The sequence below is a fragment of the Candidatus Binatia bacterium genome, assembly GCA_023150935.1.
GTDB lineage: Bacteria > Desulfobacterota > Binatia > HRBIN30 > HRBIN30 > JAKLJW01.
The window spans coordinates 168,451-185,532 of sequence record JAKLJW010000003.1; the positions used below are offsets into that span (position 1 = coordinate 168,451).

Consider the following 17,082-nt stretch of genomic DNA (forward strand, 5'->3'; position numbering starts at 1 on the left):
CGGAGTCTACGAGAGGTAGACAGGGCTGTCAACGGGCAACACGGCAACCGGCCGGGGTGGAAATCGGCTCCCCCCGCCCCCTTGAACCCGCGATCCACGCAACGTAAGCACGGCGCACAATGGCCAACGTCCATGGCGACCCCCCGGTTGGCGTCTCGCTACCGCACCGCGACGGTCGGGGAGACCTCCTGCGCGCCACCCGCACCCTTGCCGAACGCCTGCCCGAACCGCTCGTGCCCCTGGCGCGCCTCGCTTACAACTACCGCTGGTCCTGGCGCCTGAACGGGGCTTCCGTCTTCCGCGAGATCCACCCCTCGATCTGGCGCCGCAGCGAACACAACCCGCGCTACGTCATCGAAGCCGTCGCCCCACATCGCCTCGATGCGCTGGCCGGCGACGGCGCCTATGTCGCCCGCGTCGAGGCACTCGCGGCCGCGATCGACGCCGAACTGGCGGCACCCGCGGCCAATCTCGGCATCCAGGCGGAAAACCCGGTCGCCTATTTCTGCTCGGAGTTCGCCATCCACTGCTCCCTGCCGATCTACAGCGGCGGCCTCGGCGTTCTCGCCGGCGATCTCCTGAAAGCCGCCTCCGACATGGCCCTACCGATGGTCGGCATCGGCTTGCTGTACCGCCAGGGCTACTTCCATCAGCGTATGGACCGCTGGGGCTGGCAGCACGAGTACTGGGTGAACACCAACTTCGAGCGCCTGCCGATGGTCCGCGTCACCGACGTCGACGGGACGCCCCTGAACGTCGACGTCGTCCTGCGCAAGCGCACCGTCAAAGTGAAGGTCTGGCGCGTCGATGTCGGCCGCGTACCGCTGTATCTCCTCGACACCGACCGCGAGGAAAATCACGTCATCGACCGCTGGATCACCTCGCGGCTTTACGTCGGCGACCGCCACACTCGCCTGGCCCAGTACGCCATTCTCGGCATCGCCGGAAACCGCGCCCTGCGCGCCATGGGAATTCAGCCGAGCATCGTCCACATGAACGAAGGCCACGCCGCCCTCGGGCGCTTCGAACGTCTGCGCGAACAGATCGCCGCCGGCCATTCGGTCGAGGCGGCGCTGGCGATCGTGCGCCAGCCCAGCATCTTCACCACTCACACCCCCGTGGCCGCCGGCAACGAAGGCTACCGCGAGGACGAAATCGAAGCCGTGCTGGGCGATTTTCTCGACCGTCTCGGGGCGCCGCGGACGATGGTCTTCGACCTCGGCCGTCTTCAGCCCGGCAACCGCGAGGAACCGGCCAGCATCACCCCGCTGGCCCTGCGGACCAGCCGCGCCTGCAACGCCGTATCCCGCCGGCACGGCGAAGTCGCACGCACCATGTGGCAGCCACTGTGGCCGGAACGCCCCGTCGATCGGGTCCCGATCGATCACGTCACCAACGGCGTCCATACGCTGACGTGGATGGGCGGGCGCATGCAGGACCTCCTCGATCGCCACCTCGGCGCCAACTGGCGGCAACGCGAAGCCGACCCCAATCTGTGGGCCCGCATCGATGCCATTCCCGACGCGGAGTTGTGGTCGGTGCGCTGCGCGATGCGCGCCGACCTAGTCGAGTACGCGCGCGAGCAGTCGATGCGCGACCGCCTTTCCCGCGGGGAACCGCCCGATTACGTCGAAGCCGCCGCCATGACCCTCGATGCCGGCACACTGACCGTCGGTTTCGCCCGCCGCATGGCCACGTACAAGCGATTTTATCTGCTCAGCCGCAGCCCCGAGCGCGGCCTGCGCCTGCTCGCCAACACGGCACACCCCATGCAGCTCCTGGTGGCCGGGAAGGCCCACCCCGAGGACCAGGACGCCAAGGACACCCTGCACAATTTCTTTCAGCTCAAGCATTCGCCACTGGTCGCCGGCCGCGTCGCCTTTATTGAAGACTACGATCTCCACAGCGCCCCGCGGATCATCGCGGGTGTCGACCTGTGGCTGAACCTTCCCCGCCCGCCGATGGAAGCCAGCGGTACCAGCGGCATGAAGGTTACCCTGAACGGCGGCATCAACCTGAGCGTTCTCGACGGCTGGTGGATCGAGGGCTACGACGGCGACAACGGATGGGCGATTCAGTCGCCGGTCGCCGATCCCCAGGTTCAGGACGAACACGACGTCAACGCCCTTTTCGACCTCATGGAGCAGGAGGTCCTGCCGCTGTTCTACGACCGCGACGCCGACGGCATCCCGCGCGGCTGGGTGCGCCGCATCAAACGCGCCATGCGCACCCTGATCCCGCAGTTCACGGCCAACCGTATGCTGCAGGACTACGTGAGGAAAATGTACGGACCGGGGGCTTAGTATTGATGGGCACAATTACGGCGACGTATTCCGTACGACGCTTCCCGTTCGCCCCGAGTAGCCCCGTTTTCTCAGGGGCGTATCGAGGGGCAGCCTGGCGAGCGGCTTTGCGGCCCCGCCCCTCGATACGCCGCCGAAAAGATGGCGCTACTCGGGACGAACGGAATACGTCGCCGGACTAATGAACCGGAGTACTTAGCCCCAATCCCGGTCAGTCGAGCGTCGCGAACCGAAAGCGATTCCGATTCCGATACCGACCCCGACTCCGATCGGTCGCGGCCGAACACCGCGCGGGGGTATATTCAAGAGATCGGCCTCAGGCCGTTGCAAGCGCGGGCGGACGTCCGCAACCCATTGCGGATTGCGGAATGCGGATTGCGGAACTCATGAATCCGTCGTCCGCAATCCGAAATCCGCGTTCCGAAATTCTTCGCACCATGCGACGAACTCGCGAACTGGTAGCTCGGGGCGACCGGTATCGATCGAGTTGCGCGACTGTCGTCCGCATCAAAGCGGGCCCCCTCGGATTCACAAATAATCCAAGCGAGCCCCGTCGACCTCAAGACCTCAAGACCCCAAGACCCCAAGACCCCAAGACCTCAAGACCCCAAGACCCCAAGACCTCAAGACCCCAAGACCTCAAGACCCCAAGACCCCCCTCATCCCCCCGCCTCGGGCAGCGCGACCAGGTGCAGACCGGTGGGGCCCAGCGTGGCGCGGGCGAGGTCGACGAGATGCGCGTGATGGGTGAGGAACACGACCTGAACATGCTCGGCGAGCTGGCGCAGGGTTTCCAGCGTGCGGGCGGCGCGCGGATCGTCGAAGTGAACCAGCAGATCGTCGGCGACGAACGGCAGCGGCTCCGCCCTGGCGGCGTAATCCTCGATCGCAGCGAGACGCAGCGCCAGGTACAGCTGGTCGCGCTCCCCGTCGCTGAGCGCCGGAACGCTCTTGACGCGTCCCGAGCGATGCCGTGTCCGCAACAGCGTCACGCCGGCGTCGTCCTGGTCGGTGAACAGACGCTCGTAGGCGCCGCCGGTGATGTGCGCGAACAGGTCCGAAGCGCGTGCCAGTTGCGGTCCGGCCGATTCCTGGCGAAAGCGATCGATCGCCTGCCGCAGTAACGTCTCCGCCGTCTTGATCACCGCGTAGCGGCTCGCGGCGTCGGCGCAGGCGCGCCGCAATTCTTCCTGCTGCACGGCCAGCGCCGCGGTGTCCGCCGCTTCCAGTCGCTGCCGGCGTTGCGCTTCGAGGTCGCGCACGGCGGCCACCGCCGCCTCCATTGCCGCCCCCGCCTCGGCATGCGCCTCGGCCATGCCTTCCAGCTCCGCGCGCACTTCATCGATGGAGCGGGTGGCCGCCGCTTGTTCGAGCGCCGCCAGCGACTCGCCGTCGCCGGCCGCCTGCAAGGTTCCGAGCAATTCGGTCTCACGGGCCCGCAGGCTTTGCCAGGTGGAGATGCGGACCAGCTCGGCGCGCGCACTCTCGTCGTCGGCAACGCCGAGCCGCTCCAGCAGGTCGCTCCGCACCGCTTCGGCGTCGCGGAGCTTACGTTCGATCCGATCGAGAGCGCGCCGCGCCTCCGTCAGGGCGCGATCGAGAGCGTCGCGGGCCGCGCAAGCGCTGCGGGCCGCGTCGAGACGGCTCCGCATTTCCCCGGCAGCGAAGAAGACGTCGCGCCCAACGAGATCCGGTGCGGCGGCGGCGACCAGCCGCTCGCTCGCCGCCGCAAGGTCCGCGGCGTCATGGCGCATGCGGTCGATGCGGTGGCGGGTCTCGCGCCAGATCGGCACCTGCTGCTCGATCGCATCGTAGACGCCGACGACGGCCTCGGCTTCATCCACGCTGGCCGTCGACGGCCAGCCGATCCCCTGCATGGCGCGCTCCCACCGTACCGTCAGCTCCCGGCGCTGCGCGTCCAGTCGTTCGTGGTCGCGCGCGGCCCGTCCCGCTTCCTGGCGCAGCGACTCGACCCGCTCCTCTACCTCGGTGCGCTGGGCCGCGCCTGCCGCGCAGCGTTCGACCCAGGCACGGGCCGCCGCGACCGCGCTCTGAAACGCCCGCACGACGTCGCCCCCGGGCGCCGGTGTCTCGCCGCCGGCGGCCCCGAGTTGCTCCGTCAGCGCGGCGGTTTCGCCGGCCAGCCGCTCGCGCAAACGCCGGGCGGTGACCGCGGCGCCGCTGCCTTCCTCGTAGCGCTTGCGGACCTCTTCGCAGCGCACCAGCCACTCCAGCATTTCCGCGGGTTCGCCCGGCGCGATGGCCGTTGGTGTCCAGAGATCGTCCCACGCCTTGCGCCGCGCCGCGTCGCGCTCGCGCAAGGCCTCCCATTCAGCCGCCAGTGCCGCGCGGCGTTCGGTGCAAGCCTGCTGCTGGCGGCGATACTCGCGGTAACGCTCGACGCGTTCGGCCTGTTCGGCGCGCTCGTCGGCGAGCCGATCCGCCTCGCGCACACGGCCGGTAAACACCGCCGCGGGCGCCTCGTCCCCGAGGAGGTCGTTCCATTTCGCCGCCAGGTCGCCGGCCAGCGGGAAACCGTGCACGTGGCGCCGTTCGATTGCCGCCCACGTGGCGTCGCGCAGCTCGCGGGCGGCGGCGATGCGTTCCGGGGTGGGCAACGGCGTCTCCGCCAGCGCCGCGACGGCCGCACCAATCCTCCGCTCCTCCTCCTCCACGGCCTTGAGTCGTTGGGCGGCGTCCTTGAGCGCCATCGCCGTTTCATCGAAGGTCTGCCGGTATCTTTCAACCACGACTCGCTCGGGGAGCGGCAAAGCGGCCAGCTCTTCGGCGCTGCCGCGCCAATGGCGCGAGCCCGCCGCGTGCTGGTCGGCGCGCCGGAGCGCGGACTGCATGCGCCCTTCGACGTCGGTCAGCAGAGCCACCAGTCCTTCCTTGTCGAGGGCATCGAGGCGGGCGCGCAGGGGCGCAACGTCAACCGGAGCGCCGAGGCCGGCGAGTCGTTCGGTCTGCGTGGCGAGATCCACTTGCGTTTCCGCGCGGCGGCGTTCCGCATGCGGCAGGCGGGCGGCCAGGTCGCGCAGCTCGCGCGCCGCGGCTCGTACTTCGTCGCGCGCCGGACGCGGCGGCACGCGCCCCAAAGCCTCGTCGGGTGCGCACGCGAGCCCGACCTGGCGGCAGAGCGTCTCGATGGCCGCGCTCTGCTGGCGCTGCTCGCCCTCGCGTTTCGGCAGGTCGGTTCTGGCCTTGCGCGCCGCACCGAGTTCCTCCTGCAGGCGGACGATGTCCGCCGCCGCCGCAATCGGCCCCTCGTCGATCTGCAGCGCCGCCCGTTCGGCCTCGTGGGCGGCGATACGGTCGAGGAGTTCCTGGCGGGCGGCGGCGGCATCCACGCGCCGGCGTTCGGCCGCCTCCCACTGGCGCTGCAGGTCGGGGTCGGTAGTGCGCATGGCGCCCAGCGCGGCCAGGGCCGAGCGGGTCTCGTGCAGCCGGGCGAGCAGGGGAATCGTGCGCTGGAGCCGGTCGAGGGCCGACTTCCGCCGCACCTCTTCGGCAAGCCGCTCGCGCTGCGCGGCCAGATTGCGCTGCGCCTCGGCGAGTGCGCGCTCGAGGCGCTGGAAGCCGTCGGCACTCACCGTGCGCAACGTCGATCGCAGCGCCGCCTCGCCATCGCGCAGCTCCCGCAGCCTGTGGGCCAGAGCGCCGGCACGGCCGCTCGGGCTGAGGATTTCCTCGGCTTCTTTCGCGAGCCGGGTACCGAAGTCGCGCAGGCCGCGCAGGCCGCTGGCGGCGACCAGCAGAGCTTCCGCGAGGCGGCCCTCGCCGCGGGCGAGCTCTTCGCCGGCACTGCGGAGCCGGGCGTGGTCGAGCCCGAACAGCTTCTCGAACAACTCGCGGTCGACCGGGCCGAGGCAGCGCTGCAGGACGCCGGCATCGAGCGGGCGGCCGTGTTCGTCGAGCAGGCTGCGTTTGTCGCCCTTCTTGCGCTCGAAGCGCACGACGGCGCCGGCGGCGGTAACCACCTCGCCGCCGACGCGGGGGTCGTCGTCGTGCAGGAATCGGTACGGCGAGTGGCGCGGTATGCCGAACAGGAGATCGCGCAGGGCATTAAGGGCGGTCGTCTTCCCGGCGGCGTTGTTGGCGAGCACAACCGTGATCACGCCGGGATCGGCGGCGAATGCGACGACGCCGCCGGTGAAGTGACCGTAACGAACGAGATCGAGGCGGGTGACTTTCACTCTCCGCACTCCAGGTCGAGCAGCGCGGCTTCGAGGTAACGACGCGCGGCTTCGAGGATCGGATCGAGCGCCTCGTCGCGCACGGCTTCGAGCACGGGACCGTCGATGACGCTGTCGGTCAGCAGCGGACGCAGGCGGGCCAGCTCGCGGCGCAGCGCCTCGCGGTCGTCGTCGCCGGCCGGCAGGGCGTCGATGTCGCGCAGCAGGGCGCCGAGCGCATCCGGCCGGATGCGCAGGGCGGCGAGGTCCTGCCACGGCGAGGTGCACACCGCCACCTGCTCGAGCCAGACACGGTCGCGTCCCACGTCGAGCGCGACGGCGCGCAGGGCCGCCGCGAGCGCGTCGGGACGCTGCACAAGTGCAGGATGGGCCCGGCTGCGGCCCTCGACGACGACGCGGCAACAGAGGAGCCGGCCGTCGGCCGCGCCCAGGCTACGTTCCACCTCCGCCCCGAAACGGCGAGCAACGTCCTCGATGGTCGCGGCCGCGCCGGCGGGCACGGCGACCGTCGCCCAGCGCGCGACGTCGGCGGCAACGTGCTCGAGCGCCGTCACGCTCCGGCGGTCGCCGTCGACCGTAACGACGGTGAAGCCCTTGTCCCCTCCTTCGTTGACGTGCCGGCCCTGCAGGGTGCCGGGGAAGACGATGTGGGGATCCGTGTGCACGACGTCGCGGCGGTGGACATGGCCGAGGGCCCAGTAGTCGTAGCCGTGGCCGGCGAGCTGGCGCGCGGAGCACGGAGCGTAGGGGGCATGCCCGTCGCGGCCGTCGAGGGCGGTGTGCAGAACGCCGATGTTGAACAGGCCGCGGCGCGGCGGCGGATAGGCGAGTGCGAGGTTGTCGGTCGTCGTGGCGGTCTTGAAGCTCTGCCCGTGCAGGGCGACGCCGAGGTCGTCGTTGACGAAGGTTCGAGGGCGGGTGTTGCCGAAGACGTGCACGTTTTCCGGCAGGGGCACGCCCCTGGTGAGGCGGCTATCGGCGTCGTGGTTGCCGTAAAGAAGGTAGACGGCAACGTCGGCCTCGCGCAGCCGGCTCATGGCGCGGGCGAAGCGCAGGCCGATGCGGTAGTCGCTCCAATCGCCATCGTAGAGATCCCCGGCGATCACGACGAAGGCGACGGCCTCGGCGAGCGCGTAATCGACGAGGTTGTCGAGGGCCCGTTCCGGCGCCGCACGGATTTCGTCGACCGGAGCGTCTTCCGCCCGGGCGAGGCCGCGCAGGGGACTGCCGAGGTGGAGGTCGGCGCAGTGGATGAACTTCATCGACGGAACTCCTCGGTGTCGGATACGACCCGTAGCGCGCAGCACGGTAACCCCGAGTGCGCAGCGCCGCAAGCCGCGTCAGAGAGAACGCCGCCGCCCCGGCCAACGGCTGGCGCGGCGGTAAATTCGGCAGCGATGCCGAGGCCGCTTCCGGCGCCCCTGCCGAACCCGTCCCCCGTGCCCTCACGCCCCCACGCCCTCAAGCCCCCCCATGGCCCCCCGACGCACCGGCGTCCCGCACTCTCTTTTTCACAATCCAATTGACCTTCGCCTTTTCTTTGCCTATGGTCGCCGGCGGGATGAGGAGGAGTGGATGCGGGATGAGTCGCGTTTGCGGTGCGGCGCGGTGTTCGCCGCGGCGGATGAGCTGATGGAACTGGTGGACGTCATGGACATTCCCCTGCTGGGCGCGGTGGCGGCGGGGCGGCCGTATCGGGCGTTTCCGGTGGCGGACACGCTGGCGGTACCGACGACGCTGTGGGGCGGGAAGCAGGTATTCGCGTTGCGGGTGCGCGGCGATTCGATGATCGACGAGGGGATTCACGACGGCGACTTCCTGATCGTCGAGCCGCGTCCGACGGCGGACAACGGGCAGACGGTGGTGGCCGAGGTCGACGGCTGCGTAACGGTGAAGAAGTACTTCCGCGAAGCCGACGGATCGGTGCGTTTGCAGCCGGCGAATCCGGAGATGCTGCCGTTGATCATTCGGGGCGAGGAGGTGCGGATCGTCGGCGTGGTGAGCGGGGTGCTGCGCAAGTTCGGGTTCCAGGGCGCGAAGCAGGGATCGGCGCCACGACCGCCGGCTCCGGTGCCGCGGCGCTCGCGGAGGGCGGCAGCGGGCGTTGCTGCACGCGGGCCGCTACCGGCGTTGACGAAGCGGGACGACGCGGTGCTGGAGCTGGGCATCAACGTCATCGACAGCCAGCTCGTGCGCTGGAACGCGGCGATCGAGCGGGCGCGCAAGGAGCGGCGGCTGCGGCAGTACGTGGTAAAGATGGCCGAGCTCGGGCGCGACCTGCAGGCCTTGCGCGACTGGTGTGCGCGGACGACGCGGCCGGGTTTGCGCCGGGCGTTGCTCGGCGAGGCGAGTCAGGTAATGCGGCGGATGCAGAAGTTCGCCAGCGTCACCCCCGTGGAGTTGCCCGACCTGGTGCTGCACTGATTTTACGATTTCCGAGTTTGCGCCCACGGCGCGAATAAATTCGGGCCATGGAGCGGCTGTGCCCCGCCGTTCGTCCCGAGTAGCAGCCGTCTTCTCAGGCGGCGTATCGAGGGACAGACTCGGCGGGGGCGCGCCCCTCGATACGGAGCCCAGGGGAAGGGCTCCTACTCGGGGCGAACGGGCTGGTTGTTCGCTTTGGGTTGCGGGCGCCAGCCCGCGCTGTTTTACGGTTCTCGGATTTCCTCGCATGGCGCGACGATTCCGTCCGTCATGCCGGCGAAGCTTGTCCCGGCGAAAGCCGGCCTCCAGCCCCGCATCCGACACTCGGCCCCGTCTTTCGCGGGATCGCCTTCCAGGTTGCGAACCGCCTCCGTGTAATCCTCGAAAGCCTCTCCCCTGCGCGCCGACAGCTCGCCGGCAATGTCGATCACCAACTGACACACGGTAAGCAGCGAGTAGAGAACGTCGTTGTGCAGCGACAGATCGTCGAGCAGAGCCTGCCACGTGACCCGCGGGCGTAATTCGCCGAGATGATCGAGGTGGCGCCGGAGCGTGGGTGGCCGTCCTGCAACTCTGAATCGTCACCTCCACGGAAGGTTCGGAATTGCGAAAAGTTCTCCCGTGCCGAGGACCTCATCTAAGCGGCAGGGGCAGCCGGGCCGAGGACCTCCCGCGCTCGACCGGCCGCTCAGGATGCGGCAGGGCGGCCTTGGTGTTCTGCGGAAGAGGCGGTAGCTGTGGGTCATGCAACGGGTGATCCGAGTAGTGTATGAGGATGGGGTCTTGAGGCCACTGCAGCCCGTGCGGCTGGGGAATCGGAAGATCTGCTTCGTTTCCGTGTACCCCGAAGAGGAGTGGCAAAAGGACCTCGACCTACTCCTCCGCAACGTGCGGCGGCACACGCGGCGGTTTTCGCCTGCTACGATCGAAGCGGACATTACAAAGGCTCGTGCCGAGGTGAAAGCGAAACGGCATGAAGCCCGTCGTCCTGCTTGACACGAATGTCTGGGTTTCGGCTCTCCTCAACCCGGCGGGGGCACCCGCCAGGGTGGTGAACCTGTGGCGAGACGGTGCGATCGACGTGGTGGCAGCACTGCCGATTCTCGAGGAAATCCGCGACGTCCTCTGCCGACCGAGAATCCGCCAGAAGTACAAGATCGGCGCTGCCAGGGTTGACGCCTATCTGCAATTGATCGCTGCGCGAACGAGCATCGTCCCGGTTACTGGTGCGCTGACGCTCTGCCGCGACCCGGACGACGACCCCATTCTCGAAACGGCCAGTGTGGGCAACGCCGAGTATCTCGTCACGCGCGACGACGATGTGAAGCGAGACCTCGATCTGATCCGGCACATGAAGGCCCCGGGGCGTCCAGGTTGCGAGCGTTTCCCAGTTCCTCGTCAAATTCGACCGGTGATGCGTACGACACCCTGCGCGTCGTGACGGTAGGCACACGCCCCGAAGTGATGCAATGAGCATTGACTGCGCGGCCGAGAAGGTACGCTCATTGCCGCCGCCGGGGCGGATCCGGCTCCTCGCCGGTCCGCGGCAGGTAGCGAAGACCACCCTCCTGCTGGAGTTCGTGCGACGGTTCCCGGCGTACCGCCCGCTGCTGCTCTGCGATCCGGAAAAGACCGCCGCCGCCGCCCGTATCGGCATCGACGCCATGCCGCGGGCGGAATTCCTGCGGGGCGGTCCACCGGCGCCGGGTTGAGCGGGATCGCGTCGAGGGTCGGGAGAGGAGATGCCGTTGACACAGGAAATCGCTGCGGCCGGCACGGCCTTTCAACGTCACTCGATCGCAACGGCCGTCAATCCCAGTGCGCCAGCCCCGTTTCTCTGGTGTGCGTCGTGCGTGTGAATCTCGCTGAAACCATGGCGCAAGGCCGTGACGAGGTGCAGGCAGTCGGCCGTGCGCAAAAAGACGTCCTCCGGTAAGGAGCCGTAGGTCCGCACCACCTGCTCGACGATCGCGCCATCGAGGGGGACCCACGTCCAGTATCCCCCCGCCTCGTCCGTCGAGAATTGCCGGACCACGGTAAGAAACACCTCCCGGCTCCACTTGCGCTCGCGCAGGCGCCGGTGAAAGACACCCATCAGTTCGGCGCGCGCCAACTCGGAAAGCACCACCTGATCCTCGGCGTCGAGGCGCACGCGGACGGCCGCGGATTCCGTCTCGGGAACGTAGTACTTGGCGAGTGTGGACGTGTCACAGAACAGCATCGTCAGCGGTCGCCACGCACGGCATCGAGATCGCACAGGATATCGTTCGACTGCCGTCGAGTGAGGAAGGCGGCATACTCCGGCAACACCGTCCGCCGCCGACGTCCCGGCGGCACCATCCGCGGCGCAACCAGCGCCGCGACCACCTTGCCGCGGTCGGTCACCGTCAACGGCGTCCGTCCGCGTCCCGCCCGCCGCACGTATTCTCCGGTCCGGGCGTGCAGTTGCTTGATCGTGATCGATCCCTTCTTCGCCATAGTGTCACTGTGTCACTTGCTGATCCGGGACGCAAGTGTCTCACCACGCGTCCCTGCGAAGGACGTGTCGCCGTGCCGTGATATCAGGAATTACCACGCCACCCTCGCTGCCGGTGCCGGCCCGCCGCGCTGAACCCTCAGCCTTCGCCGGGCTGCCGCCGCCCGGCTCAAGAAGATTGCCTTACGCACCGCTGCCGAAAGGACACCGACATTGATGCGCCGCTCCGAGACGGCGCCATCGTCACGATCGAAAAAGTCGCAGTACGGATTCGCTTGCTGCCGATCGCGCGGAGCGGTGAGGCGCGACGGGAGAAGCACCCCTCAGCTCGCCGCGTTCTGCACCGTCGCAATCCGCGCCGGGTCGAACCCGTCCGGCGGCACGAGCTCGACCGGAAAGCGGATGGCCCGCGGCACCGGAATGGTGGCCTGGTAGCGCTCAGCGATGGGCACGTTCTGGCCCTGCCAGCAACGTGGCGGATTGACCACCGGGCGCGAAGCGGTCGTGTCGCCCCACAGAGCACCGCCACCCTCATATTCCGCGCGACCAGGTCCTGTCCGCCGGCCGATCACTCCGTCGACACGACCTCCACGTCAGAAGGACGCCCCCCGTGGCGCAGGCCTTGTGTCTGCCCCCGTGGGGGCTGACGGGGCAACCACGAGGGTTGCCCCTACCGTCCCATATGTCCGAGCGGCCGACATGTATCCGGATCACAGAAATCGTCGCACCGTGCGCGCAAACGCGGAAATCGTGAAACGGAGGACGCGAGACACACACAGGTGCCCGCCCGACGCATGCCGGACGGAGCACCACGAAATCAACGAGATCGCGGTCCGACCGACCACTGACTCCCCCGCCCACGAACGGATGGCGCGGGCTATCGCGTCCTCGCCCTGAGCGCGAACCCGGCAAGCACAGGCCGCGCCGGGGGAACCACCCCGCGTCGCGCTGTCGCGGGCGCCCGCGTTGTGGAGCATCCTGGGTACTGAGCGACAATTACATCTCCCCATGGGGAAGAGTAATTGACGTCGGCCACCCGGGTTTGTCTCCGTCTCGAAGGGCCTGCCCCGAGCCCTGGCGAAAGGCGCGCGCCACCACGTATCGACGGTCTCCACGAGGGCTGGCCAGTCTACTCGGGTACCCGCCGGCGGTCCTGCCGCACGAACGGGACCCTGACCTTCACGGGCGCGGCGTGGGGCGGCTTCTAGAGCTGGTCCCACGGGATCGCGCGGACGCGATCCGTCAGTTGCTCGGGGCGCGGACAGCGGCAGACGATCAGGCCGCGGCGGGCACGGTCGGAATACCGATCGAGGAAGATCTCCACATTACGCAAAAGCGCCGTCTTCCCGGTCTGGCGGGCGCCAAACAGCAGCCGAATCTTGTGGCGCGAGATCGGCGTAGAAAACGCCGTCTCCAGGTAGCGGCCGAAAAACATCGACTTGCGGATACTACAGGAAAATCCACAAGTCTATGTGGTTCTTCCCGCCCGACAGTTCCACTCCGAACACCCGCCCCCGACGCCGCTCACGCCGCCCCGGACCGACGAGCCGATCGAGCGCTTGCGCTTCCGCCGCGCACGCGCGATAGAGGCACCCCAAAACTTCTTGGACGGAGGGGGTAGCGCCTCATGGACACTCAGACTCTCAATTCCGGCGACACCGCGTGGATGCTCGTATCGACGGCCCTCGTGCTCTTCATGATGGTCCCCGGCCTGGCGCTTTTCTACGGCGGACTCGTGCGCACCAAGAACGTGCTGTCGGTGCTCATGCAGTGCTTCGCCCTGACGGCACTCGTCACGGTGCTGTGGGTGCTGTACGGGTACAGCCTCGCCTTCGATGCCACCGGCATGAACCCCGATGGCGGCGGCCGGGCGGCGGTGATTGGCGGACTGGCCAAGGTTTTCCTCCGCGGCATCGACGTCAATTCCATGCAGGGAACGATCCCCGAAACCGTATTTGTCGCGTATCAGGCGATGTTCGCCCTCATCACCCCGGGCTTGATCGTCGGGGCATTCGCCGAGCGCATGCGGTTCTCGGCAATGCTGGTGTTCTCGGCAATCTGGTTCACGTTCGCCTATACGCCCGTTTGCCACATGGTGTGGGGCGGGTCGGGCGCCCTGATGGCGCACTTTGGTGTTATCGACTTCGCCGGCGGAATTGTGGTTCACATCACCGCGGGCGTAGCGGCGCTGGTCGCGGCGCTGGTCATCGGGGCGCGGCAGGGATATCCGCACACCCAGATGATGCCCCATAATCTCACCATGACGGCCGCCGGCACCGGCATGCTCTGGGTGGGTTGGTTCGGCTTCAACGCCGGCAGCGCGCTGGCGGCCAACGGCACGGCGGGCATGGCGGCGCTGGTGACCCACATCTCGCCCTGCGTCGCCGCGCTCACCTGGATGGCGATCGAACTGATCAAGTTCCGCACCGCCAGCATGCTCGGCTTCGCCACGGGCGCAATCGCCGGCCTCGCGGCGATCACGCCGGCCGCCGGTACCGCGGGGCCCGCCGGTGCCGTGTGTATCGGCCTCGCCTCCGGCGCCGCGTGCTTCCTGGGTGCAACGTCAATCAAGCGCTGGGGAGGGTACGACGATTCGCTCGACGCCTTCGGCGTGCACGGCGTCGGCGGATTCGTCGGCACCGTGCTGGCGGGTATCTTTGCCGCGAGCGAACTCGGCGGATCGGTCGCCGACCTGCACGTCGGCAGGCAGTTCGTCGTCCAGATCGGGTGCGCGCTGGCCGCCGCCGCCTGGTCGGCGGTGGTGGCCTTCGCGGCGCTCAAGGTCGCCGGCGCGCTGGTGGGCCTCCGGGTCGACGACGCCGCGGAACGCTCCGGACTGGACCTCTCGTTGCACAACGAGTCCGGGTACAACTATTGACCGCGGGCCGCCAACGGCCGAGCCCAAATCGACAACGCACCGCGGTAAGTGGCGGAAAGGGAGGAAACGGGAGGATACGCGATGCGCCGGCGGATCCGGCGTCACGGTCATCGCCGCGGCAGTTGGCTCGGGAGCGCGGTCACTTCGCGCAGGGGCCAGGCGGTGACGCGAGCGTCGATGGTATGCCGGCTGGTCCCGGGGTACACGACCCACAGGTGTTCGAGCCGCAGGTCGTGTAACGCTATCCGCATCGATGCGGTCAGCACCGGCGCCTCGCTGAACTTTACTTCGACGCCGTAACGGCACCCCCTGTGGACGAAGAGCAGATCGAGCTCGGCACCGCCGTGGGTCGCCCAGAAGTACGCTTCTGGCGGCTCGATCGCTCGCACCACCTGCTCCACCGCGAATCCCTCCCACGACGCACCGACCCGCGGGTGCGCGAGCAGGGCATCTCGGTCGCCCAGCCCGAGCAAAGCATGCAACAGGCCACTGTCGCGCAGGTAGACCTTCGGGGCTTTGACCTGCCGCTTGCCGACGTTCTCGAACCAGGGTTGGAGCTGGCGTACCATGAACGTCCCGGTGAGGATGTCGAGATACGCGCGGATTGTCTTGTCCGAGAGGCTCATCGACCGGGCTAACTCGGAGGCGTTCAACGTCTGTCCGTGATAGTGCGCGAGCATCGTCCAAAACCGCCGCATCGCGGCCGCCGCGATGGTGATGCCCAGTTGCGGGATGTCGCGTTCCAGGAAGGTGCGAATGAACCCGTCCCTCCAGGCGAGGCTATCGTCGTCGCTGGAGGCGAGAAAGGCACGCGGAAATCCGCCGCGCAGCCAGAGCGTGTCGAGCGCGGCCGCGCCCGTCTCACCCAGATCGAACCCACCGAGCTCGACGAGCTCGACGCGACCCGCCAGCGACTCCGATGCGCGCCGCACGATGGTCGGCGCGGCGCTACCGAGGATGAGGAATCGGCTGCGGCTCTTCGGCCGATCGACGAGCACTCGCAAGACGCCGAACAGTTCCGGACGAACCTGGATCTCGTCGAGCACGACGAGGCCTTCGAGGGCGCCCAGAACCATCTCGGGGTTCTGCAGCCGCCGCAGGTCCGGCTCCGATTCGAGATCGAACCGCGTCGCCGTCCGACCCTCGCAGAAGGCGCTTGCGAGGGTCGTCTTTCCGCACTGGCGCGGACCTAGCAGCGCGGTGACCGGTGCCCGCCGAACCGCCGCGGCGAGCCGGTCCAGAAACCCGCGACGTTCCACCATGCCCGCATTGTGACGTGAAAATCCGGAGTATCAATCCGAATTTTCACACAGGTCGGTCGGGCGCCAGGGGCATGTCGATTGGCGGCGAGATCGAACGGGTTTCTCGCAGCCGTCGGGCACACGGCCCGCCATCCGCCTCACTCCGCCGCGCCCATCGGCGCCGCGCCCTTACGCCGATTGCGCAGATACTCGATGACCGGAGGCATGACGGAAATGACGATGATCGCCACGATCACGACGTGGAAGTTGCGCTTCACTACCGGCATGTTGCCGAAGTAGTAACCGGCGAGCAGGAACGACATCACCCACACGATGCCGCCGGTCACGTTGTAAGCCGCGAAGTGGGTGTAGCCCATCTTGCCGATGCCGGCGATAAACGGGGCAAAGGTGCGGATGATCGGGATGAATCGCGCCAGAATGATCGTCTTTCCCCCGTGACGCTCGTAGAACTCGTGGGTCTGCCGCAGATGGTCCTTGTTCAGCAGCCACGAGGTCTCGCTGGTGAACACTCTGGGACCAACCCGGGCGCCGATCGAGTAGTTCACGGCATCCCCAAGCACCGCCGCAATACACAGCAGCACCCCCATGATCGGCAGGTCGATCGGCGAGCCCTCGATCGACGCCAGCGCTCCGACCGCGAACAACAGCGAATCGCCGGGCAGAAACGGCGTGACGACCAATCCCGTCTCGCAGAAGATGATCGCGAACAGCAGCACGTAGAGCCACGGTCCGATAAGCGCCGCCCACTCGTTGAGGTGCGCGTCGAGGTGCAGGAAAATATCGATTGCCTGTTTGAGCAATTCCATCATCGCAGGGGATCTCCGAGGAAGTCAGCCGCCGAACACCGAGGACTCCGACGCCTCTAACACGGCCGCTCCAGCACTGGCAACGGCGTCTACTCTTCGCCCATCACGAGCAAGACGGGATTTTCGATCACTCGCTTGAGGTCCTCGAGGAAACGCCCGGCTTCCACGCCGTTCAACACGCGATGGTCGACCGACAGCGTCACGCGCACGGTGCGCCCGACGGCAAGCCGCCCATCACATATCACCGGCCGTGGCTTCACCGCACCCACAGCCAGCACGGCGGCCTGCGGCGGCGTAATCACCGCGCTGAACTCCTCGACGTCGAGCATACCCATGTTGGAGAGCGAGAAGGTCGCGCCCGACAATTCATCGCCTGCAAACCGCCCGGCGGGAGCTTTGGCGACGAGGTCTTGCACGGCGCGGGCAATCGCCCTCAGCGAGAGTCTCTCGCAGCCGCGAACCACCGGCGCCACCAGACCGTCTTCCACCGCGACCGCGATGCCGATGTTCACATGGTCGTGATAGACGATGCGATCCTCCACCCACGAGGCGTTGACGCGCGGGTGCTTCGGCAGCGTGAGAGCGAGCGCTCTCACCAGCAGGTGGGTGTACGTGATCCGTTCCGGCACCCGGCCGGAGTCGGCGAGCGCGGCCCGCAGTTGCGCCGCGGCCTCCATGTCGATCTCCGCGGTGACGTAGAAATGCGGGATCTCCCGTTTCGCCGCGCTCATCTGTCT

At 68.0% G+C, this 17,082-nt stretch carries 13 protein-coding genes; 5 read left to right on the forward strand and 8 right to left on the reverse strand.

Translation table 11 applies throughout. The annotated features are described in order from the left end of the window. The first annotated feature begins 119 nt into the window (after positions 1-119). Positions 120-2,303, forward strand: a complete 2,184-nt coding sequence (gene glgP / locus L6Q96_03930; GenBank protein MCK6553723.1) for an alpha-glucan family phosphorylase — start codon at positions 120-122, stop codon at positions 2,301-2,303. 659 nt (positions 2,304-2,962) lie between these two features. Here glgP and L6Q96_03935 read toward each other — a convergent pair. Both L6Q96_03935 and L6Q96_03940 read right to left on the reverse strand, forming a co-directional pair. After that, the gene (locus L6Q96_03935) at positions 2,963-6,499 is read right to left on the reverse strand and encodes an AAA family ATPase (protein ID MCK6553724.1); all 3,537 of its coding nucleotides are present in this window, start codon (positions 6,497-6,499) and stop codon (positions 2,963-2,965) included. Next, on the reverse strand, positions 6,496-7,761 hold the full coding sequence (locus L6Q96_03940; GenBank protein ID MCK6553725.1) for a DNA repair exonuclease: 1,266 nt from the start codon (positions 7,759-7,761) through the stop codon (positions 6,496-6,498). Before L6Q96_03940 ends, L6Q96_03935 begins: the two co-directional genes overlap by 4 nt. Positions 7,762-8,074: 313 nt before the next feature. On the opposite strand from L6Q96_03940, the gene L6Q96_03945 reads away from it, so the two are divergent. The 3 genes from L6Q96_03945 (at position 8,075) to L6Q96_03955 (ending at position 10,635) form a co-directional block, all read left to right on the forward strand. After that, positions 8,075-8,923 carry a hypothetical protein gene (locus L6Q96_03945; protein MCK6553726.1) on the forward strand — a complete coding sequence of 283 codons (849 nt, stop codon included), beginning with the start codon at positions 8,075-8,077 and terminating at the stop codon, positions 8,921-8,923. 973 nt (positions 8,924-9,896) lie between these two features. Next, entirely contained in the window at positions 9,897-10,364 is a 468-nt protein-coding gene (locus L6Q96_03950) for a putative toxin-antitoxin system toxin component, PIN family (protein MCK6553727.1), read from the forward strand. 28 nt (positions 10,365-10,392) lie between these two features. After that, positions 10,393-10,635, forward strand: a complete 243-nt coding sequence (locus tag L6Q96_03955; protein ID MCK6553728.1) for a hypothetical protein — start codon at positions 10,393-10,395, stop codon at positions 10,633-10,635. Positions 10,636-10,712: 77 nt separating this feature from the next. Here L6Q96_03955 and L6Q96_03960 read toward each other — a convergent pair whose 3' ends face one another. The 3 genes from L6Q96_03960 to L6Q96_03970 form a co-directional block, all read right to left on the reverse strand. Further along, complete coding sequence (locus L6Q96_03960) at positions 10,713-11,144, reverse strand: type II toxin-antitoxin system VapC family toxin (protein MCK6553729.1); 432 nt, start codon at positions 11,142-11,144, stop codon at positions 10,713-10,715. 2 nt (positions 11,145-11,146) lie between these two features. After that, entirely contained in the window at positions 11,147-11,401 is a 255-nt protein-coding gene (locus L6Q96_03965; protein MCK6553730.1) for a type II toxin-antitoxin system prevent-host-death family antitoxin, read from the reverse strand. A 1,202-nt stretch (positions 11,402-12,603) separates the two neighbouring features. Beyond that, entirely contained in the window at positions 12,604-12,834 is a 231-nt protein-coding gene (locus L6Q96_03970; GenBank protein MCK6553731.1) for a hypothetical protein, read from the reverse strand. A 192-nt stretch (positions 12,835-13,026) separates the two neighbouring features. On the opposite strand from L6Q96_03970, the gene L6Q96_03975 reads away from it, so the two are divergent. Beyond that, positions 13,027-14,277: an ammonium transporter gene (locus tag L6Q96_03975; protein MCK6553732.1), complete on the forward strand. Its 1,251-nt coding sequence runs from the start codon at positions 13,027-13,029 to the stop codon at positions 14,275-14,277. Positions 14,278-14,384: 107 nt separating this feature from the next. On the opposite strand, the gene L6Q96_03980 is transcribed toward L6Q96_03975, so the two are convergent. From L6Q96_03980 to L6Q96_03990, 3 genes are all read right to left on the reverse strand, one after another. Continuing rightward, the gene (locus L6Q96_03980) at positions 14,385-15,539 is read right to left on the reverse strand and encodes an ATP-binding protein (protein MCK6553733.1); all 1,155 of its coding nucleotides are present in this window, start codon (positions 15,537-15,539) and stop codon (positions 14,385-14,387) included. Positions 15,540-15,676: 137 nt separating this feature from the next. Continuing rightward, positions 15,677-16,345 carry a DedA family protein gene (locus tag L6Q96_03985; GenBank protein MCK6553734.1) on the reverse strand — a complete coding sequence of 223 codons (669 nt, stop codon included), beginning with the start codon at positions 16,343-16,345 and terminating at the stop codon, positions 15,677-15,679. An 89-nt stretch (positions 16,346-16,434) separates the two neighbouring features. Continuing rightward, a complete protein-coding gene (locus L6Q96_03990) occupies positions 16,435-17,076 on the reverse strand; it encodes a 2-oxo acid dehydrogenase subunit E2 (GenBank protein ID MCK6553735.1) in 642 nt (213 codons plus the stop codon). Positions 17,077-17,082 lie beyond the last annotated feature (6 nt).